Genomic DNA, 19,589 nt, shown 5'->3' with positions numbered 1-19,589 from the left:
GGGTCATGGTGGTGGACGACCACCCGATGTGGCGCGAGGCGGTGTCCCGCGATCTCGCGGAGGCGGGCCTGGACGTGGTGGCCACGGCCGGGGACGGCGAGGAGGCCGTCCGCCGGGCGCGGGCCTCGTCGCCGCAGGTGGTGGTGCTCGACCTCAACCTGCCGAGCCTGCCGGGCGTCGAGGTCTGCCGCCAGGTGGTGGCGTACGACCCGTCGGTGCGCGTTCTGGTGCTCTCCGCGAGCGGCGAGCACGCGGATGTCCTGGAGGCCGTGAAGTCCGGCGCGACGGGCTACCTGGTCAAGTCGGCCGGGCGCGAGGAGCTGCTGGACGCCGTGCGCCGTACGGCCGTCGGCGACCCGGTCTTCACCCCGGGGCTGGCCGGGCTCGTCCTGGGGGAGTTCCGTCGGCTGGCCGCGGAACCCGCTCCCGCCGCCTCGCCCGCCGTACCGCAGCTGACCGCCCGCGAGACCGAGGTACTGCGGCTGGTGGCCAAGGGCCTGTCGTACCGCCAGATCGCGGACCGGCTGGTGCTCTCGCACCGCACCGTGCAGAACCACGTCCAGAACACCCTCGGCAAGCTGCAGCTGCACAACCGGGTCGAGCTTGTGCGCTACGCGATCGAGCAGGGCCTCGACGACGAGTAGGTGCGGCAGCCGAGGCCCCTTGGGTTCACCCGATCCCGTCGAGTGCCCACGTTATATGTCTTTTCCGGCGTACGGGTGAAAGCCCGTAACTCTGACTTCCCGTCACCTCTCCACCCCTGCTAGAAATTCGGCGACATAAGTCGTGCACGAATAAACGCGCTGGGGAAAATGTGAAGAGGAAGACTCTGTCGGTACTCGCCGCGGCGGTTCTCGCGGTCCCGGCCATCGCGCTGTCCGTCCCGCCCGCCTCCGCCCAGGCCGCCCCGCCCGCGGCCGTCGCCGCCGACGCACCGGTCGCCGACGAACCCGAGGCGGACCCGAACTGCTTCGACGGCGACTGCAAGCTCGGGCCCGCGAAGCTGCCCACCACCGGGAAGCTCGGCGAGCTGGTGAAGGACTACCAGCGGTTCGGCGGCCTCAGCTCCAAGGACTTCCTGCGCACCTACTGGGACCCGGCGGCGGGCTCCAGGGGCCGCTGGAAGTACCCGAGCAACAACGGGTTCAAGGTCGGCGAGGACGGCCGGACCCTGCTCGACAAGAAGGACGTGGAGGTCGAGGTGAACACCGCCCTGGACCGCTTCGGCTCCGAGGAGGGCGCCTACCTCGCCCTCGCCGGGACGCCGTACGCGAAGCGCGCCATGCCGCCGCAGGGTCTGGTCGAGCCGGTCGTCTACCACGACTACGTGGTCAAGAAGCCGTTCAAGGTCTACCGGGGCACCACCGCCCCGTACTTCAACCAGCCGGGCGACGGCACCCAGTTCCAGCTGGACCACACCCTGCTGGCCGACATCCCGGGCGTCCCCCAGGACGACAAGAAGATCCTGCCCTGGCTGATCACCAACCACTACCTCGACCGGGCGTGACGCGATGAGCGACTCCCTCGAAGAACTCGCTCCCGGCCTCACCCAGCTGGACCTCGACGGACAGCTTCCGGACCAGCCGGCCTGGTCCCCGGGCCGGGCCGCCGGGGCCGCCGGGCCGGTGGAGAGCCGGTACTTCAAGCGGCTGGCCGACTGCCGCAAGGACACCTACGACGTCGTCGTGGTCGGTGGCGGGGCGGTCGGCTGCGCGATCGTGCACCGGCTGCTGCAGCGGGGGTTCCGGGTCCTGCTCCTGGAGAAGGGCCCCTTCCTGCTCCCGGAGCACGTGCAGAACCTCGACCCGGTGTACCAGCCGCTGATGACCAAGGCCGTCGCCGAACCCTGGGACATCATCCCCAAGGACGGGTACGGGCTGGCGCCGCAGATCCCCTTCCTCGGCGGCCGGGCGCTGTTCTGGAGCACCTGGATCCCGCAGCCCGCGCGCGAGCAGATGCCCGGGTGGCCGGACGCGGTGCTCGACGAGCTGCGGCCCTACTGGGGCGCCGCGCGCAAGCTGCTGGGCTCGGTCGAACCCTCCGACATGGGGCCGGAGTTCGACACCTTCCACCCCCGGCTGGTCCGGCGCCTGTTCGACGGTCTGCCCGCGCTGCCCGACTTCGTGGACTACTCCCGCGAGCGTGACCTGGAGACCCCGCTGGCCTCCCGCGCGACCACCTCGACGCTCGGGTACCGCAAGTTCAGCCCGGTCCCGCTGCTGCTCGACGCCGCCGTCCGGTACGCCGTGAACGGGCAGGCCGGCAAGCCCCGGCTCTCGGTGGTCGCCGAGTGCGAGGTCCTCGGGATCGAGGCCGAGCAGAAGGACGGCCTGCAGGTCGCCAAGACCCTGCTCACCAGCCAGGACAAGCTCGAACTGAACGGCACCCCGGTGGTGCTGGCCACCGGGGTGATCGAGCCGACCGGGCTGCTGATGCACGCCTTCCCCAAGGCCCTCAGCCCGCTGGCCGGCAAGAACCTGGGCGGCCACGTGGCCAACTGGTTCACCGTACGGGTGCCGAGGGCCGCCTACCCCGACCTGCCGGACCGGTTGCAGATCTCCTGCACCTACCTGGAGGGCACCCACCGCCCGCCGGGCGGGAAGCCGGGCGACGCCCGGGACTTCCACATCCACCTGATGGCCGCCTCCAACCCCAGGCCGGCCGACGCCGTCGCCGACCTCTACCGGCTCATCCCGGACTCCTTCGACCAGGAGTTCCTCACCCAGCTCACCGACTCCGAGCACATCGGCTTCCTGGTGCACTGCCTGGGCGAGTGGCGCGGCGAGCTGACGGGCGCCTCCCAGGTCACGGTGGACACGAAGGGCAGACCCGGCGTCAAGATCGTCCCGAGCGCCGCGGACCTGGCCCTGGAGAACGCCATGGAGAAGGCCGCGGACGCCCTCGTCGGGCTGCTGGCGAACGGTCAGACCCCCCAGTACTGGGACAAGGGGTGGATCAGCGGGCCGCCGCCGAACCGGCGCAAGAAGCTGCTGGTGCACGAGTCCGGAACGCTGCTGATGGGCAGTACCGCCGCAGACTCCGTCACCGACCACCTCGGCCGCCCGCACGGGGTGGGCGGCGTCCATGTGGCCGGCGCGGCGACCTTCCCCAGCAGCGGCTCGTGGAACCCCACCCTCGCCGCCGTCGCGCTCGGGCTGCGGCTGGCCGACAAGCTGACCAGGAAGGCGGGCTGATGACGACCACGTACCCGCGCGAGACCGTCGACGGATTCGTCGAGGTCTCCCGCCTGCTGACCGGCTTCGAGACCTTCGAGCTGTACGGCACCGGGATGGCCGAGCTCTACCTGGAGACCATGATCGACCAGGTCGGGGAGGCCGCCTACCAGGAGTTCGTCTTCGCCCTGGACCGGGCGGACAGGGACCCGGAGAAGATCCAGGACGAGGTGGCGCAGGACATCGCCCGTGCCGTCACCCACCTCTGGTACCTGGGTGTCTGGCCGCAGCTGTCGGCCTCCGCCCACGGCAAGCTGCGCCGGGAGAAGCCCAACGTGGCCTTCACCGCCGCCCCCGAGGCCTATGTCGAAGGACTGGTCTGGCGGACGTTCCACGGTCACCCGCCGGGGGCCAAGCCGCCCGGCTTCGGCACCTGGGCGGCCCCGCCGCCCGGCGCCCCCGAGATCCCCGCGCCGCAGCAGCAGGCAGGAGGAACGTCATGAACCACGCACGTGAACTCGACGGCCACAAGTACGACGTGATCGTGGTCGGCGCCGGGCTGGCGGGCACCATGGTCGCCAAGCAACTCGGCGACCAGGGCTGGCGGGTGCTCGTCCTGGAGGCGGGCACCCAGACCCTGGACACCTGGCCCGGGCACCTCGACGCGATGAACACCTTCTACGCCGCGCTCGCCAAGGTGCCCAACTCCCCGTACCGGCCCAACGAGGCGGCCCCGTCGTCCGACGTGCTGCACACCGTGTCCAAGCCGGGCGGCGGGTACGAGTCGAAGGGCTACCTCGTCCAGAACGGCCCGCTCCCGTACGGCACCGACTACCTGCGGGCCAACGGCGGCACCTTCATGCACTGGCTCGGCCTGACCCCCCGGATGCACCCGACCGACTTCCAGGTCAGGACCACGTACGACTACGGCCTGGACTGGCCGATCGGCTACGAGGACCTGGAGCCCTACTACCGCGCGGCCGAGCGGGAGATCGGCGTCTCGGGCGATGTGGCCGAGCAGAAGCGGGAGATCGGGCTGCCGTTCCCGGAGGACTACGTCTTCCCGATGCACGAGATCCCCAGCAGCTACCTCGACCGGGTGCTGGCCAGGGACTTGGACGGCACGCGCGTCGACTCGGCCCACACCTCCGAGCCGATCGAGCTGAAGGTCGTCAACACCCCGCACGGCCGCAACAGCACGCCCAACAACATGTACGACGGCGGCAAGGGCTACCGCCCCGTCGAGGCGGCCGGGCTGCCCAACTACGGCGAGCGCTGCGTGGGCAACTCCTCCTGCACGCCGATCTGCCCCGTCCAGGCGAAGTACAACCCGCTCAAGACCCAGGCCGCCTGGAGCCAGAAGGTCACCCTCGCCGCCCGCGCCGTCGTCACCCGGGTGCTGGCCGGTGAGAACGGCCGGGTCTTCGGGGTCGAGTACCAGGCGTACGACGACCCGGCGGCGCCGGTGGCCACCACCCACACCGCCGAGGCGCACATCGTGGTGCTCGCCGCGCACGCGATCGAGAACGCCAAGCTGCTGCTGGCCTCGCAGCTGGCCAACAGCAGCGACCAGGTCGGCCGCAACCTGATGGACCACCCGGTCATGCTCACCTGGGGCCTGATGCCCCAGCCGGTCGGCCCGTACCGGGGGCCCGGCTCCACCTCCGCCCTGGAGGCCTTCCGCACCGGCGACACCCGGTCCTCGCACGCGCCCTTCCGCGCCGTGATCGCCAACTGGGGGTGGATCTGGGCGGCCTTCTCGCCGGGCAGCGACGTGGCGGGCAAGCTCGGCATCCCGTTCAGCACCCAGAAGCCCCGGGGCAAGGCGGTGTACGGCAGACGCCTGCGCGAGGAGCTCGGCGACGAGATCGGGCGCCAGTTCGCCTTCCAGTTCGAGATGGAGCAGGACGCGGAGGCCCGCAACCGCGTCACCATCGACCGCCGGTACCGCGACCGGCTCGGCAACCACCGGCCGGTCCTCACCTACGACCTCTCCGACCATGTGAAGGAGGGGATGGCCGTCGCCCAGCACGTCTCGCAGCAGATCTTCGTGCAGCTGCGGGCCGAGAGCCACACCTGCTACTCCGACGAGTCGCCGAGCTTCTTCGAGTACGAGGGCGCGCCCTTCGAGTTCCACGGCGCCGGCCACGGTGCGGGCACCCACATCATGGGCACCGCTCCGGCCAACTCGGTGGTCGACCAGTGGCAGCGCACCTGGGACCACCCCAACCTGTACGCCGTCGGCTGCGGGAGCATGCCGTCCATCGGCACCTCCAACCCGTCGCTGACCATGACCGCCCTGGCGCTGCGCAGCGCCGAGCAGATCCACCGGGACCTGATGGACCTGCACCGGCCGCTGATGGCCGGGGTCGGGACCTCCCCCGCCGACCGCCCGGAGGCCGCGAAGTGACCACCACCGATACCGCTGTCACGGACTGGCAGTACCCCTTCACCGACATCGTGGGCCGGGTCGCGGAGCTCGAGCAGCCCCCGTTCAAGGTCCCGGAGACCGTCGAGGAGCTTCGGTACTTCCTGCAGGCCGCGCTCGCGCTGGAGCACCTGACCATCCCGCCCTATCTGACGGCGATGTACACCCTCAAGCCCGGCACCAACCGCGAGGCGTTCTACGCGATCCGTGCCGTGGTCCTGGAGGAGATGCTCCACATGACGCTGGTCGCCAACCTGATCAACGCGGTCGGCGGCAAGCCCGTGGTGGCCCACCCGGACTTCGTGACCGACTACCCGGTGACGCTGCCGTACGCCAAGGAGAAGGTGCCCGTCGCGCTGCGCCACTTCGGCCCGGAGGCGCTGCGCACCTTCCTCTTCATCGAACGGCCCGAGGACGTCGCCGAGCTGCCCGGCCACCCCACCGTGGCCGACGACGACGGCTGGACGTCCATCGGCCAGTTCTACAACACGATCCGCCAGGGCCTGCTCAACCTCGCGTCGACCAAGGAGAAGGAGCGCAAGCTCTTCGACAGCGACCGCAAGCAGGTCGGCCCGGAGGACTTCTTCAACTCCGGCGGAGAGGTGTTCGAGATCCACGACCTGGCCACCGCACTGAAGGCGATCCGGGTCATCACCGAGCAGGGCGAGGGAGTCGCGGAGACCATCTACAACTCCGACCACCAGCTCTTCGGCGAGGCGCAGGAGCCGGCGCACTTCTTCCGCTTCATGGAGATCTACCAGGAGCGCAAGTACGGGCCGCACGACACCCCTTACTCCGGGCCCACCGGCCCCGCCCTGGTCGTGAGCTGGGAGGACGCCTACCCGATCCCGCCGGAGGCCACGGTCGCCGAGTACCCGGAGGGCGAGGTCCGAAAGGCGGCCGGCGACTTCAACGTGGTCTACGCCCGGCTGCTGCTGCACCTGCAGGCCGCGTACGACGGCGAGCCCAAGCGGATCCAGGCGGCCGTCCCGGCGATGCTCGAACTACGGGATCTCGCCGAGCAGTTGTACCGGAACCCGCACCCGGACGAGGAGCTGCGAGACCAGGGCCTGCACGCCTGCCCCACCTACGAGATCTACGGCACGCACTTCGGCGAGGCCCGCTCCCAGCTGGACGGCGGGCTCGGCGGCGTCGCGGCGCTGCTCACCGGCCTGTCCTGACGGGCCGGCCGGCCCTCCCGAGAGAACCACCCACCCGAGAACACCCGAGGAGCCCCCGCATGACCAACAACGGCAAGTCCCTGCCGCCCGTCCCGGCCCCGTTCCGGCTGCCGTTCCACTACGGCGCCTTCCACAACATCGGCATCGACTTCCTGGTCGACCCGAAGAACCCGACCGAGCGGCTGCGGGGCACCAGCCTGGAGCCGACGCTCTTCGGCGGGAAGGCCTGCGTCTCGCTCAACTACCAGATGTACTTCGCGCAGTTCGAGAACGGGGGGAGCGTGATCCAGGAGATCGAGGTCAACATCATCGCCCACCCGACGGCGAACTCCTCCCACGTCCCCACCCTCACCTACGAGCAGTTCGCCCAGGGCGAGGACCAGACCAAGCTGATCGGCAACAGCCGCATCCACGTGGTCTGCGACTCGGCGCTCGCCATCGAGGCGGGCAAGAAGCTGTTCGGCGAGCCGAAGATCCCCGCGGTCTTCGACGTCACCATGCCCACGCCGAACGCCAAGCCCGCGCAGCTGTGGAAGATCGCCTGCAACAACGCGATCCTCAGCAGCGACAAGCAGCGGGTGGAGCCGAAGAGCCCGAAGGAGCCGCTCTTCTCCTTCGAGGCCGACCTGTCGACGCTGGCCCCCGCCCCGGTCAGCATCGCGCCGTTCACCGAGTACGGCGTCAAGGACAAGAAGCCCGTCGCCGCGCCGCTCAACGTCTCCCAGCCCTACCAGGGCTACACCCTCACCGACGCCACCTCGGGCAGGGTGAAGCTGACGGTGTCCGCCAAGGACTCGGACGTCGGCAAGACGCTCACCGAGCTGATCGGCACCGCCAAGGCCGCGGGCATCTGGGTCTACCAGTCGCCCGTCGTCGCCCAGCAGAACCGCGCGTACTACGTCGAGACCAAGTCCTGATCCCGGGTGCGCGGGGCGGAATGTCCCGCTCCGCGCCCTTCGGCTCAGGGGCGAGTAACGGGCACCCGACCGGCCGTCAGCTGCGGACGGCGCTCGCGTCCCGCAGCAGCCCGGCGACGATGTCCACACCCTCGCGGGTCAGCACCGACTCCGGGTGGAACTGCAGGCCGGCGAAGCCCGGCCCGCGCAGGGCGTGGACATCGCCGGTGACGGCATCCCGGGAGACCTCGATGCCCTCCGCCGCCAGCCGAACGGCCTCGGCGTCGGTGCAGCGGGCGGTGAAGGTGTTGTAGAAGCCGACCGTGCGGCGGGTGCCGAACAGGTCGACGCTCTCCTGCGCGCCCTGGTACGGCACGGCCTTGCGCGCCAGCGGCAGCCCGAGCTCGGCCGAGAGCAGCTGGTGGCTCAGGCAGACCGCCAGCAGCGGCGCGGTCCGCGTCCCGGCGCGGACGGCGGCGAGGGAGTCGGTGACGATCGGGCGCAGCAGCGCCATCTTGGCGTCGGCGAGGTCGGCCGGGTCGCCAGGGCCGGGGCCGAGCACCAGCGGACCCGGGTGGGCGGCCACGCGCGCCCGCAGCCCGGGGGTGTCGTACCGGAGCACGGTGACGTGGTGGCCGAGCGAGGTCAGCAGGTGGGCCAGCATCGAGGTGAAGGTGTCCTCGCCGTCCACCACCAGGGTGTCCAGCCCCGCGGCGGCCGGGGCCGCCTGCTGCATCCGCAGCCAGAACGGCGCGAGGTTGGTGCGCCGGGCGTCGAGCGCGGCCTGCACCCGGTGGTCGTCGGCCAGCCGGGGTCCGCCCGAACGGCCGGACGGCTTCGCCGGCGCCGGGCGGGCGCCGATCGCGGTGAGCACCCCGGCCGCCTTGGCGTGCGTCTCGGCGACCTCGGACTCCGGGTCGGAGTGGCGGACCAGCGTGGCGCCGACCCGGACCACCAGCCGGCCGTCGGCCGGGTCGATGTCGGCGGTCCGGATGCAGATCGGCGAGTCCAGCAGCTGCCCGCCGCTGGCCGAGCGGCCGATGAGCGCCAGCGCGCCGGAGTAGTAGCCGCGGCCCGAGCGCTCGTACCGCTTGATCACGCGGGTGGCGTTCTGCACCGGGCTGCCGGTGACGGTGGCGGCGAACATCGTCTCCTTGAGCACCTCCCGGACGTCCAGCGAGGTACGGCCGCGCAGCTCGTACTCGGTGTGCGCGAGGTGCGCCATCTCCTTCAGGCGAGGGCCCAGGACCTGGCCGCCGAGGTCGCCGACGGTGCACATCATCTTGAGCTCCTCGTCGACCACCATGGTGAGCTCCTCGAGCTCCTTGGGGTCGTGCAGGAACTCCAGCAGGGAGTCGATGGTCGGGCCGCCGGAGGGATAGCGGTAGGTGCCCGAGATCGGGTTCATCACCACCGTGCCGCCGCTCTGCCGGACGTGGACCTCGGGGGAGGCGCCGACCAGGATCCGCTCCCCGGTGTGGACGAGGAAGGTCCAGTACGCGCCGCGCTCCTGCTCCAGCAGGCGGCGGAAGAGGCTCAGGGCCAGGGCGGGGGTGAACCCGTCCAGCTGGGCGCTGAAGTCCCGCCGGATCACGAAGTTGGCGCCCTCGCCGCGCCCGATCTCGTCCTGGATCACCCGGCGGACGATCTCCGCGTACTCCGCGTCGTCGATGTCGAAGGAGCCGTTGGACAGCGAGACCGGCAGCTGCGGCAGCGTTTCGAGGGCCGAGGCCAGCGGGAAGGCGTACTGCTCGTCCACCGACAGAGCCTGCAGCGGGGTGCCGTCGTCGTGCGCGTCGAAGCCGCGCTCGCGGATCTGCCGGTACGGGACGAGCGCGAGCAGGTCGTGGCGCGGACCGCCCGCCGGCAGCCCGGCCCGGACCGGCAGCTCGGCCAGCGTCTCGTACGAGCCGACCGTGCCGAGCAGGACCTCGACGGTGTCGAGGGCCAGCCGCGGCGCGCGGCGGTGCAGCAGGGCGAAGGCCGGGGCACCCGGGGCGGTGAGGCGGGCGAGCAGAGCGGTGAGGTCGGTCACGAGAGGATGGTTCCTTCCGGGGAGTCGTCGCTGGTGCGGTACCGGTCCGCATCGTTTCCCGGAGGGCCATCAGGCGGTTATACGCCGACGGCCGCCCCGAGGGGCGGCCGTCGTGCTCGTCTGGAGACGCGCTATCGGTGGGCCACCTCGGGGATGGTCCACCACCAGGAGTAGGTGTGGGGCGCGTTCATGGCTCTGAGAGTAGCCGATCCGAATTCGGGGTGAAGCAGATCACGCGAATGTCCGAACTGTGTCTCACCCATCGGGCAGTGGTCACAATTCGGTTGTCACAACCCGTAGCCTTGACCCTGTGACCGTGACAAATCCCCACCACACCTGGCAGTCCCTGCCCGCGGCGCAGCAGCCTGAATGGCCGGATCCTGAGGCGCTGCGCAAGTCCCTTGCGGACCTCGCCTCGTATCCGCCCCTCGTCTTCGCCGGCGAGTGCGACCAGCTGCGCGCCCGGCTCGGTGCCGTTGCGCGTGGTGAGGCCTTCCTGCTGCAGGGCGGTGACTGCGCCGAGGCCTTCGACGGCGTGTCGGCCGAGCAGATCCGCAACAAGCTCAAGACCCTGCTTCAGATGGCGGCCGTGCTGACGTACGCCGCCTCCGTCCCAGTGGTCAAGGTCGGCCGGATCGCCGGCCAGTACTCCAAGCCCCGCTCCAAGCCGACCGAGACCCGCGACGGCGTCACCCTGCCGACCTACCGCGGCGACTCGGTGAACGGCTTCGAGTTCACCGCCGAGGCCCGCATCCCGGACCCGGAGCGCCTGAAGCGGATGTACAACGCCTCCGCCGCGACGCTCAACCTGGTGCGTGCCTTCACCACCGGTGGTTACGCGGACCTGCGCCAGGTGCACGCCTGGAACCAGGACTTCGTGCGCAACTCGCCCTCCGGGCAGCGCTACGAGAAGCTCGCCCGGGAGATCGACAACGCGCTGGCCTTCATGCAGGCCTGCGGGGTCGCTCCCGAGGAGTTCAAGACCGTCGAGTTCTACTCCTCGCACGAGGCGCTGGTACTCGACTACGAGACCGCGCTGACCCGCGTGGACTCGCGGACGGGCGACCTGTACGACGTGTCCGGCCACATGGTCTGGATCGGTGAGCGCACCCGCCAGCTGGACGGCGCGCACATCGAGTTCGCGTCCAAGATCCGCAACCCGATCGGTGTGAAGCTCGGCCCGACCACCACGGTCGAGGAGGCGCTCACCCTGATCGAGCGGCTCGACCCCGAGCGCGAGCCCGGCCGGCTCACCTTCATCACCCGGATGGGCGCGGGCAAGATCCGCGATCACCTGCCCACCCTGGTGGAGAAGGTCACCGCCTCCGGCGCCCAGCCGGTGTGGATCTGCGACCCGATGCACGGCAACACCTTCGAGGCCGAGACCGGCCACAAGACCCGCCGCTTCGACGACGTGCTCGACGAGGTCAAGGGCTTCTTCGAGGTGCACCGCGCGCTCGGCACCCACCCGGGCGGCATCCACGTGGAGCTGACCGGCGACGACGTCACCGAGTGCGTCGGCGGCGGCGACGAGGTGCTGGTCGACGACCTGCACCAGCGGTACGAGACGGCCTGCGACCCGCGGCTCAACCGCAGCCAGTCGCTGGACCTCGCGTTCCTGGTGGCGGAGATGTACCGCGGGCACTAGTCCTTGGCTGCGTTGATCGCAATGTGATGAAGGCCCCTTCGGTCTCGGGATTCCCGAGGTCGGAGGGGCTTTGTCATGCCCGGATGCTTGGGTAAGGTAAGGCTTAGCGAGCTAAGGGAAGCCTTGGCTCTATCTGTGAGCCTGACCGTTGGGAGAGACCGCGATGTACGTGTGCATGTGCCATGCGGTCACCGAGGACCAGGTCAAGAAGCAGATCGAGAACGGCGCCGACACCCCGCGCCGGATAGCCAAGGGCTGCAAGGCCGGCACCGACTGCGGCTCCTGCGTGCGACGCATCCAGGCCCTGCTGGGTGAGCACGGTGCCCGCCCGTGCCCGACAGCGCGGCTGGCCGCCAAGCTCGGGCTGGCTGAGCCGGAGACCGGCCTGGTCGAGGCCGTCCGGCCGCTGCGCGCCGCCTGAGGGGCAGCGCTCCCGCTCGGGGATCCCGCGGCTCAGGACTCCGGCTGCTCGATCAGCTGGGCCAGGTAGAGCGCCTCACCGAGCTTCTCGAGCAGCTCGAGCTGGGTGTCGAGGTAGTCGATGTGGTGCTCCTCGTCCGCCAGGATGTCCTCGAAGATGTTGGCCGAGGTGACGTCGTTCTTGGCCCGCATCACCACGATCCCGCGCCGCAGCCGGTCGATGGCCTCCACCTCGACCTGGCGGTCCGCCTCGAACATCTCCTTGACCGTCTGACCGATCCGGACGTGGAAGAGCCGCTGGTAGTTGGGCAGCCCGTCGAGGAAGAGGATCCGGTCGGTGAGCACCTCGGCGTGCTTCATCTCGTCGAACGACTCGTGCCGGGTGTACTTCGCGAGCTTCGTCCAGCCGAAGTTCTCCTGCATCTTGGCGTGCAGGAAGTACTGGTTGATCGCGGTCAGCTCGGCGGTGAGCTGCTCGTTGAGGAACTCGATGACCTCGGGGTCGCCCTTCATGGCGGTGCCTTCCTGCTTCAGACGTCACGCGCGGAACCACGGCTGACCGCATGGTGGCACTGTCCAGGGCGTAAATTCCAGTAAGTTCACACTTAGTGATAGATGCGTCGGAATATCCGATTTGCCGGAAATTGGGGCCCGGTAGGGGTGCGCGCGGCGGAGTGCCCGCGGTCTGTCACCATGGAGCCATGGGTCAGTCCGAACAAGAACCGCTTCAGTCGTCTGACCCGAGGCTCCCTCCCGGGCAGCGCCTGCAGCGCGGCTGGCCGGTGCTGCACTACGGCCCCGTCCCGCGCTTCAAGCCGCTGACGTGGGACTTCCAGGTTTTCGGGGCCACCGCCTCGGCCGACAAGCACAGCTGGGACTTCGAGGGCTTCAACGCCCTGCCGCGGGTCACCGTGCGAGGTGACCTTCACTGTGTCACCCGCTTCTCCATGCTCGGCAGCGAGTGGAGCGGCGTGTCGGCCTCCACCATCCTCGACCTGGTGCCGCCGGCCGACGACGTCACCCATGTGATGGTCTGGGCCGAGTACGGCTACAGCTCCAACCTGCGCCTCGCCGACTTCGCGGACCCGCGCACGGTCTTCGCCACCCACCGCAACGGCGAGCCGCTCACCGTCGAGCACGGCTTCCCCGTCCGGCTGGTGGTCCCGCAGCTGTACGCCTGGAAGGGCCCCAAGTGGGTGCGCGCAGTCGAGTACATGCGCGCCGACCGGCGGGGTTTCTGGGAGGAACGCGGCTACCACAACCGCGCCGACCCCTGGTCCGAGCAGCGTTACTCGTACCAGGAGGAGCCCGGCGACGGGCCGTTGCGGTAGCGGCGCCCCTGCTCAGTCCAGCAGTGCTGCGACGGCCGGGACCGTCTCGGTCTCGCCCATCCGGAAGGCCAGCCAGGAGCCGTCGCCGAAGGCGAGGTCCAGCCGGTACGCCTGACGCGCCGGATGCGGCTCGCGGCGGCGGACGTACGCACCGCGGGGGAGCTCGGCCAGCAGGTGCTCGGCCTGGGGCTGCCCGGCGCGCGACTCGCTGCTGAGCAGCAGGAGCCGGTGGCTGGTCAGGACAAGGGTCACATCATCCTTGTCCCAGAGGATCTTCGGCGCTGCCGCATTGCGCACGGCGCAGAGAAGCTGCCCGGCCGTGCTCTGCCAGCCTCCCGACCACGAGCCACCGTGGAACGGTCGGCGGATCGCCCGGTAGCTTCTCCGCCCAAGGGCTGGCCCGCGCCAGCTGACGGTGAACGGATTCATCCACTCGGGGAAGATCGTGTTGAACAGCGCGCCGAACCAACTCTCGACGTCGGCCGACCGCTTCGGCTTCTTCCACCGGTAGGCCCGGGGGACCTTCAGCGGGAGCAGGTCGTCGATCCCGCACTGGACCGCGCCGAGCAAGACCTCGCCCTGGCGCAGATGCGGTGTCACCACCGGGTGGAGCCAGGTGGGGCCGACGGTGGTCGGCTGGTACGTGCTCACCCGAAGGCCTCCTCGATCCGGCTGCGGTCGACATGGTATGCCGGGGGTGCCTCGTCGCCGTTGTCCAGCAGCGAGCGTCGCCCGGTTTCGTCCATGGCGTAGTCCTTGAGCGGACCCTTCCACTTCCTGTCGAGGCCGACCTCCTTGAGGCCGTGCTCGACGGCCTTCTGCGGCAGCTTCAGTGCCTGCCGCTGCAGCAGGCTAAGGCCCTCCTCCTTGCCCTCCTTGCCGCTCAGCGCCTTGGCGGTCTTTCGGACGTCAGCGGCCGCGCTGCGAACCTTCCGGGCCTGCTGGAGGATCTCCTTGATCGGCTTGCCGGCTCGCTGGGCCTCCTTGAGTTCCTTGATCGCCTTCATCAGGTCCTTGAGTACAGTAGCGAGCCTCTCGGAGACCACCCCGATTCGCTCGATATAAACCGCAACCTCGGCCCCACTCACCAGAGCGTCGACGACGGTCGCCATGCCGAATGTCACCAGGTCGAGGATGAAGCTGGTCGCCAGCTGAGCGATCAGCATTTCGATCAGCTCGGAGATCAGGTGGATCACCGTCTCCTCGGCGAGCTCGCACTCCTTCGCCGCCTGGCCGAGGATCTGGGCCGTCTGGCTCATGTCCTCGGCGGTGGCGTCGACGGCCGTGACGATCTCGCCGGTGTGCCTGGCGAAGGAGTCCGAGGCCTGGCCCTGCCAGTCCTCGGAGAGCTGGGTGGCGCCGGTCCGCAGGTCATCGGCGACCTGCTGCATGTCGACGGCCCGGTCGTGCCACGCCTTGGCCGCCTCGGTGAGCAACTCCGGTGCGCCGGTGACCTTTTCGAGCCAGGTCAGGACACCGGTCTTCTCCAGCGTCCACTCGACGGCCTCGTCCAGGGCGCCGCTGATACCGCTGCGGTCGGGGCTCTTGGCCTCCGGGACAGCGGGGAACTCCTGCCGGTTGTGCTGCCGGGCCCAGCTGTAGGCATCGGAGGTGCCCCAGCTCTGCATGGTGCTCACGCGGGGATGACCTCCATCGTGCGAACCACGTCGAAGTCGATGTTCCGGTAGCCCTCGGCGGTGCCGGAGAGCCCTTCGGCGGTGTCCATCAGCAGCTGCGACAGGTCGGAGCAGTTCTGCAGGTCCGCGTCGTGGTGCTCCTGGTAGGAGGTGTACAGCCCGTGCGCGTCCGGGAGCAGTCCGAAGGCGTTGGACGGGATCTCGATCGAGCCCAGGGAGCTCATGATCTGCAGGACGCGCTCCGACGCCTGTTCCAACTGTGCGGCGTATCTGTCGAGCGCCTCCGGATGGACCCGGTACCCGTCCTGCATGCTCTGCTCCCCGTCGTGGCCTCGCGTTCGGTCGGCGTCAAGCTACCGCACCGAATCGGCGGAACAGCCGGGTTGAGGGCCCGTCGGCCGGGCCTGCGCAAAGGTCTTACGCGGATATGGTTCGTTCTTTACCGAACCGGCCGCGGCAGGGGCCAACGGGCTCAGAACAGGCCGAAGTTGATCACCACGACGGTGTCCTGCGGGCGTCGCTGACCCGCCGTCGGCGTCTGGCTGACCACCTTGCCGGTGCCGAACAGGTTGAGCCCGTTGCTCTGGGTCTTGAAGCCCGCGTCGGTCAGCGCCTTGGTGGCCTCGTCCTTCGTCAGACCCACCACGCTCGGCACCGGGACCATGCCCTTGCTGACCACAAGGGCCACCGGAGTGTTCACCGCGAGCTGCCGGCCGACAGCCGGATCGGCGCTGACCACCGAGCCCTCGGGCACGGTGTCGCTGAACTCCTCGGTGGTCGTACCCGGCGTCAGGCGGCCATCGGTGAGCGCCTGCCTGGCCTGGGCGAGCGGCTTCCCGACGACGCCGGGCACGGCGACCCGCTCCGGGCCCTTGGAGAGGGTGACCTTCACCGGATCGCTCTTGCGGACCCGCTGCCCGACGCCCGGATCGGTCGACATCACCTGACCCGAGGGCACGGTCTCGCTGAACTGCTGGGTGAACGCGCCCTGCAGCCCGGCGGTCTCCAGCGTCGCCACCGCCTGCGCCTGGGTCTGCCCGAGCACGCTCGGCATCGTCGTGTACAGCGCACCGGACAGGAAGTAGCTGGCCCCGCCGACCAGGAGCAGCACTGCGGCGATCACGGAGACCCAGATCAGCGGCTTGCGCGAGCGGCGCGGCCGCTCGGCCCGTACGGGGGTCGGCTCGTCGTACGGGCGCGGCCGGGCGAGCATCAGCGTCGGGACGTCCAGCACGCTGGTCCGCTCCACCGGCTGCTCGGCCTGCGGGTTCACCGGCCGGTCCAGGACGGAGGTCAGCTCGCCGGTCGGGTACTGCGGGGTGGGGCGGGAGGAGGCGGGCGGCTCGGCGTCCAGTTGAGCGGGCGTCAGGCCGCGCCGGGCCCGCTGCAGGGCGGCCAGCAGCTCGACGGCGTCGTACGGGCGGGCCTGCGGGTCACGGGCGGTCGCGGCGGCGACTATCGCGTCCAGTTCGGGCCCGACGCTCGGGGCGACCCGCGAGGGCGGCGGGACGTCCTCGTGCAGGTGACGGTAGATCACCTGCATCGGGTTGTCCCCGGTGTGCGGCTTGGCGCCGGTCAGCATCTCGTACAGCAGGATGCCCGAGGCGTACACGTCCACCCGCTGGTCGGTCGGCGTACCGGGCTGGACCTGCTCGGGGGCCAGGTAGGACACCGTGCCGAGCACGGTGCCGGCCGAGGTGGTGCTGGTGACCGAGCCGTCCGTACCGGAGAGCAGCCGGACCAGGCCGAAGTCGGCGACCTTGACCAGGCCGCCGTCGGTGATCAGTACGTTCTCCGGCTTCACGTCCCGGTGGACGAGGCCGGCTCGGTGGGCGGCGCCGAGGGCGGCCAGCACCGGCTCCAGGATGTCCAGGGCGGCGCGGACGCTGAGCGCTCCGCGGTCCCTCAGGACGTCGCGCAGGGTGCGGCCGGGCACGTACTCCATGGCCAGGAAGACCGTCCGGCCGTCGGCGCCCTGGTCGAAGACGTTGACCACATTCGGGTGGGCGAGCCGGGCGACGGCTTTGGCCTCCCGGATGAAACGGGCGGAGAACTCGGCGTCGTCGACCAGCGAGGGGTGCATCACCTTCAGCGCGACCACCCGGTCGAGCCTGGTGTCGGTACCCCGGTAGACCGTGGACATACCGCCTGCCGCCACGCGCTCGTCGACCCGGTACCGGCCGTCCAGCAAGGTCCCGATCAGCGGATCGTGCAGCGTTCTGTCCACGCGAGGAGTGTAGTGCGGCGCGGCGCCCCAAGAACCTGCCGGGCAACGGGCCGGCCTTTAGGGGCGCAGGGAACTGCGCGAAACGGAAGGTCCCGATGCGGCACTGTTCTCGGGGGAGCAGGTTGCACTGTCCGCCGTTGCCGTCGGCTGCGTCGTTGCCTTCCGGTTTAGCGCAGTTCCCCGCGCCCCTGTCTGGGCTCGCCGACTGCGTTCGGATGCGGCCCCTGTCTGGCTCGCCGACTGCGTTCGGATGCGGCCCCAGTCTGGGCTCGCCGGTTGCGAGAGGTCAGAAGGCGGGGCGTTCGCGGTGGTCGAGGTCGGCGCGGCCGGCCATTGCGGAGGAGGCTTCGGCGTGGAAGCGGCGGGGGATGCGGCCGGCCCGGTAGGCGAGGCGGCCGGCCTCGGTGGCGCGCCGCATCGCGTCGGCCATCAGCACCGGGTCCTGGGCCCGCGTCACGGCGGAGGCCAGCATGACCGCCGAGCAGCCCAGCTCCATGGCGAGCGCCACGTCGGACGCGGTGCCCGCACCCGCGTCCAGGACAACCGGGACACCCGCACTCTCGACGATCAGCTGGAAGTTGTGCGGGTTGCGGATGCCGAGGCCCGAGCCGATCGGCGAGCCCAGCGGCATGATCGCCGCGCAGCCGACGTCCTCCAGCTTCCGCGCCAGCACCGGGTCGTCGTTGGTGTACGGCAGCACCGTGAAGCCGTCGTCGACCAGCGTCTCGGCGGCGTCCAGCAGCTCGATGGGGTCCGGCAGCAGGGTCCGCTCGTCCGCGATGACCTCCAGCTTCACCCAGTCGGTGCCGAGCGCCTCGCGGGCGAGCCGGGCCGTCAGGACGGCCTCGCCGGCGGTGAAGCAGCCGGCGGTGTTCGGCAGGATCCGGATGCCGTTGCGGGTGAGCACGTCCAGGACGGACCCCTGGGTGCCCGGGTCGACCCGTCGCATCGCGACGGTGGTCAGCTCGGTGCCGGAGACCCGCAGGGCCTGCTCCAGGATCTCCAGGCTCGGCGCGCCGCCGGTGCCCATGATCAGGCGGGAGCCGAAGGTGGTGCCGGCGATGGTGAGAACGTCGTCCGCCACGGTGCTCAGCCTCCCTGGACGGCGGTGAGGATCTCGATGCGGTCGCCCGCGCTGAGCCCGGTCGCCGGCCAGGCGCTGCGCGGCACGACGGTCTCGTTGAGCGCGGCGGCCACGCCGGTCGGCGAGGCGCTCAGCTCGGCCACCACCTCGGCGAGCGTGGTCGCGGGCGGCACCTCGCGGGGTTCGCCGTTGACGGTGAGCGGGATGTCGTTCATGCGGCGACCTTCGAGCTGAAGCGGCTGGGGGAGAAGGGGGCGGCGAGTTCGGGTGTCACGCCGGTGGTCAGGTACTCGGCGAGCAGGTCCGCCGTCACCGGGGTGAGGAGGACGCCGTTGCGGTAGTGGCCGGTGGCTGCCACCAGGCCGGGCAGGGCGGTGGGGCCGAGCAGCGGGGCGTTGTCCGGAGAGCCGGGCCGCAGCCCGGCGCTGGTCTCGACGAGCGGCAGTTCGGTGAGCCCGGGGACCAGCTCGTGGGCGTCGCGCAGCAGCTCGTAGACGCCTCCGGCGGTCACCGTGGTGTCGTAGCCCTGCTCCTCGCTGGTCGCGCCGATCACCAGCTCGCCGTCGGCGCGCGGCACCAGGTAGATGTGCTGTCCGCGCACCACGGCCCGGACGTTGCGGGAGAGGAACGGCGCGTACGAGGCCGGGATGCGCAGCCGCAGGATCTGGCCCTTGACCGGCCGGATGGCGGGCAGCACGCCCTCGGGCAGGCCGGGGAGCAGGTGGCTGTGCGGGCCTGCGGCGAGCACGATCTGATCGGCGGTCAGCTGTCCGCCGTCCTCGAGGCGGACGCCGCTCGCGCGGCCGTCGGTGAGCAGCAGCTCGGCGGCGGAGGTCCGGTGGAACCCGACGCCGGCCCGGGTGCAGGCCTCGACCAGCGCCCTGCACAGCCGCCGCCCGTCCACCTGGTGGTCGTCGCTCACGTGCAGGCCGCCGCGGACCCCGGGCGCCAGCATCGGCTCGAGCTTGCGGCACTCGCGGCCGGTCAGCCACTGCGATGCGAGGCCGAGCCGCTGGTGGAACCGGTGCAGTTCGCGCAGTTCCTCGCGGTCGTCGGAGTCCAGGGCGACGGCGAGCGTGCCGGTCTGCCGGTAGCCGGTGTCGAGGCCGCTGGCCTCGGTCAGCTCGGCGGCGAACGCCGCGTACCGCTCGTTGGAGGCCATGCCGAGCCGCAGCAGCGGTTCCTCGCCGTACTGGAGCTCGGTGACGGGGGCGAGCATGCCCGCCGCGACCTGGGCGGCGCCGCCGCCGGGCGCCGGGTCGACCACGGTGACCGCCAGTCCGCGCTGGGCGGCGCGCCAGGCGAGGCCTAGGCCGATGATGCCGCCGCCGATCACGAGAACGTCTGTGCCGGTGCGTGCCACAGTCTGGATTCTCCCTTCGCCGGTATGACCCGGATCAGGTTCGGACGGTCGCAGGCCGCGTAAGCCCGCCTCTCAGCCCGGTGCGCCGGGCTCCCGTGATGAGGTGCACCCACCATAACGCCGGGTGTCGCGATGGCCGAAGGCGCGTACGAGGCGTGGACACCCC

At 70.6% G+C, this 19,589-nt stretch carries 19 protein-coding genes and 1 riboswitch; of the genes, 10 read left to right on the top strand and 9 right to left on the bottom strand.

Annotation, left to right across the window (positions count from 1 at the left end; genetic code table 11):
* The first annotated feature begins 5 nt into the window (after positions 1-5).
* The 7 genes from FB465_RS07960 (at position 6) to FB465_RS07930 (ending at position 7,699) form a co-directional block, all read left to right on the top strand.
* Positions 6-644 (top strand): response regulator, encoded by a 639-nt coding sequence (locus FB465_RS07960; protein WP_145797205.1) that lies wholly within the window; start codon positions 6-8, stop codon positions 642-644.
* Between the two features lie 170 nt (positions 645-814).
* Positions 815-1,507, top strand: a complete 693-nt coding sequence (locus FB465_RS07955) for a TNT domain-containing protein (protein WP_145788941.1) — start codon at positions 815-817, stop codon at positions 1,505-1,507.
* Positions 1,508-1,511: 4 nt separating this feature from the next.
* Entirely contained in the window at positions 1,512-3,194 is a 1,683-nt protein-coding gene (locus tag FB465_RS37445; RefSeq protein WP_145788939.1) for an FAD-dependent oxidoreductase, read from the top strand.
* Positions 3,194-3,676 (top strand): hypothetical protein, encoded by a 483-nt coding sequence (locus FB465_RS07945; RefSeq protein WP_145788937.1) that lies wholly within the window; start codon positions 3,194-3,196, stop codon positions 3,674-3,676. Before FB465_RS37445 ends, FB465_RS07945 begins: the two co-directional genes overlap by 1 nt.
* Positions 3,673-5,583 (top strand): GMC family oxidoreductase, encoded by a 1,911-nt coding sequence (locus FB465_RS37440; RefSeq protein ID WP_145788935.1) that lies wholly within the window; start codon positions 3,673-3,675, stop codon positions 5,581-5,583. Before FB465_RS07945 ends, FB465_RS37440 begins: the two co-directional genes overlap by 4 nt.
* On the top strand, positions 5,580-6,782 hold the full coding sequence (locus FB465_RS07935) for a ferritin-like domain-containing protein (RefSeq protein ID WP_170290520.1): 1,203 nt from the start codon (positions 5,580-5,582) through the stop codon (positions 6,780-6,782). The genes FB465_RS37440 and FB465_RS07935 overlap by 4 nt, the downstream gene beginning before the upstream one ends.
* A 59-nt stretch (positions 6,783-6,841) precedes the next feature.
* Positions 6,842-7,699, top strand: a complete 858-nt coding sequence (locus FB465_RS07930) for a hypothetical protein (protein WP_145788930.1) — start codon at positions 6,842-6,844, stop codon at positions 7,697-7,699.
* Positions 7,700-7,775: 76 nt separating this feature from the next.
* On the opposite strand, the gene FB465_RS07925 is transcribed toward FB465_RS07930, so the two are convergent.
* Complete coding sequence (locus tag FB465_RS07925) at positions 7,776-9,713, bottom strand: anthranilate synthase family protein (protein ID WP_145788928.1); 1,938 nt, start codon at positions 9,711-9,713, stop codon at positions 7,776-7,778.
* Positions 9,714-10,023: 310 nt separating this feature from the next.
* Between FB465_RS07925 and FB465_RS07920 the strand changes: the two genes are divergently transcribed.
* Positions 10,024-11,361, top strand: coding sequence for a class II 3-deoxy-7-phosphoheptulonate synthase (locus FB465_RS07920; protein ID WP_145788926.1), 1,338 nt, complete (start codon positions 10,024-10,026; stop codon positions 11,359-11,361).
* A 163-nt stretch (positions 11,362-11,524) separates the two neighbouring features.
* Positions 11,525-11,782 (top strand): (2Fe-2S)-binding protein, encoded by a 258-nt coding sequence (locus tag FB465_RS07915; protein ID WP_145788924.1) that lies wholly within the window; start codon positions 11,525-11,527, stop codon positions 11,780-11,782.
* A gap of 32 nt (positions 11,783-11,814) precedes the next feature.
* On the opposite strand, the gene bfr is transcribed toward FB465_RS07915, so the two are convergent.
* Positions 11,815-12,294 carry a bacterioferritin gene (gene bfr, locus FB465_RS07910; protein ID WP_145788922.1) on the bottom strand — a complete coding sequence of 160 codons (480 nt, stop codon included), beginning with the start codon at positions 12,292-12,294 and terminating at the stop codon, positions 11,815-11,817.
* Positions 12,295-12,482: 188 nt separating this feature from the next.
* On the opposite strand from bfr, the gene FB465_RS07905 reads away from it, so the two are divergent.
* Positions 12,483-13,112, top strand: coding sequence for a sulfite oxidase-like oxidoreductase (locus FB465_RS07905; RefSeq protein ID WP_145788921.1), 630 nt, complete (start codon positions 12,483-12,485; stop codon positions 13,110-13,112).
* A gap of 12 nt (positions 13,113-13,124) precedes the next feature.
* Here FB465_RS07905 and FB465_RS07900 read toward each other — a convergent pair whose 3' ends face one another.
* From FB465_RS07900 to thiO, 7 genes are all read right to left on the bottom strand, one after another.
* Positions 13,125-13,763: a hypothetical protein gene (locus tag FB465_RS07900; protein WP_145788918.1), complete on the bottom strand. Its 639-nt coding sequence runs from the start codon at positions 13,761-13,763 to the stop codon at positions 13,125-13,127.
* Entirely contained in the window at positions 13,760-14,740 is a 981-nt protein-coding gene (locus FB465_RS07895) for a WXG100 family type VII secretion target (protein WP_246193163.1), read from the bottom strand. Before FB465_RS07895 ends, FB465_RS07900 begins: the two co-directional genes overlap by 4 nt.
* Before the next feature lie 5 nt (positions 14,741-14,745).
* Entirely contained in the window at positions 14,746-15,060 is a 315-nt protein-coding gene (locus FB465_RS07890) for a hypothetical protein (protein ID WP_145788915.1), read from the bottom strand.
* Positions 15,061-15,221: 161 nt separating this feature from the next.
* Positions 15,222-16,976 carry a Stk1 family PASTA domain-containing Ser/Thr kinase gene (pknB, locus tag FB465_RS07885; protein WP_145788913.1) on the bottom strand — a complete coding sequence of 585 codons (1,755 nt, stop codon included), beginning with the start codon at positions 16,974-16,976 and terminating at the stop codon, positions 15,222-15,224.
* Between the two features lie 286 nt (positions 16,977-17,262).
* The gene (locus FB465_RS07880; RefSeq protein WP_145788911.1) at positions 17,263-18,060 is read right to left on the bottom strand and encodes a thiazole synthase; all 798 of its coding nucleotides are present in this window, start codon (positions 18,058-18,060) and stop codon (positions 17,263-17,265) included.
* Positions 18,061-18,065: 5 nt separating this feature from the next.
* Complete coding sequence (gene thiS, locus FB465_RS07875) at positions 18,066-18,275, bottom strand: sulfur carrier protein ThiS (protein WP_145788909.1); 210 nt, start codon at positions 18,273-18,275, stop codon at positions 18,066-18,068.
* Positions 18,272-19,423, bottom strand: a complete 1,152-nt coding sequence (gene thiO, locus FB465_RS07870; RefSeq protein ID WP_246192566.1) for a glycine oxidase ThiO — start codon at positions 19,421-19,423, stop codon at positions 18,272-18,274. Before thiO ends, thiS begins: the two co-directional genes overlap by 4 nt.
* Positions 19,418-19,530: riboswitch (TPP riboswitch) on the bottom strand. Its footprint overlaps the gene before it by 6 nt.
* Between the last annotated feature and the right edge of the window lie 59 nt (positions 19,531-19,589).

Source organism: Kitasatospora atroaurantiaca, assembly GCF_007828955.1.
GTDB classification, from domain to species: Bacteria; Actinomycetota; Actinomycetes; order Streptomycetales; family Streptomycetaceae; genus Kitasatospora; species Kitasatospora atroaurantiaca.
Note: the sequence above shows the minus strand (reverse complement) of the source record. Positions and strands in the feature narration are given on the sequence as shown.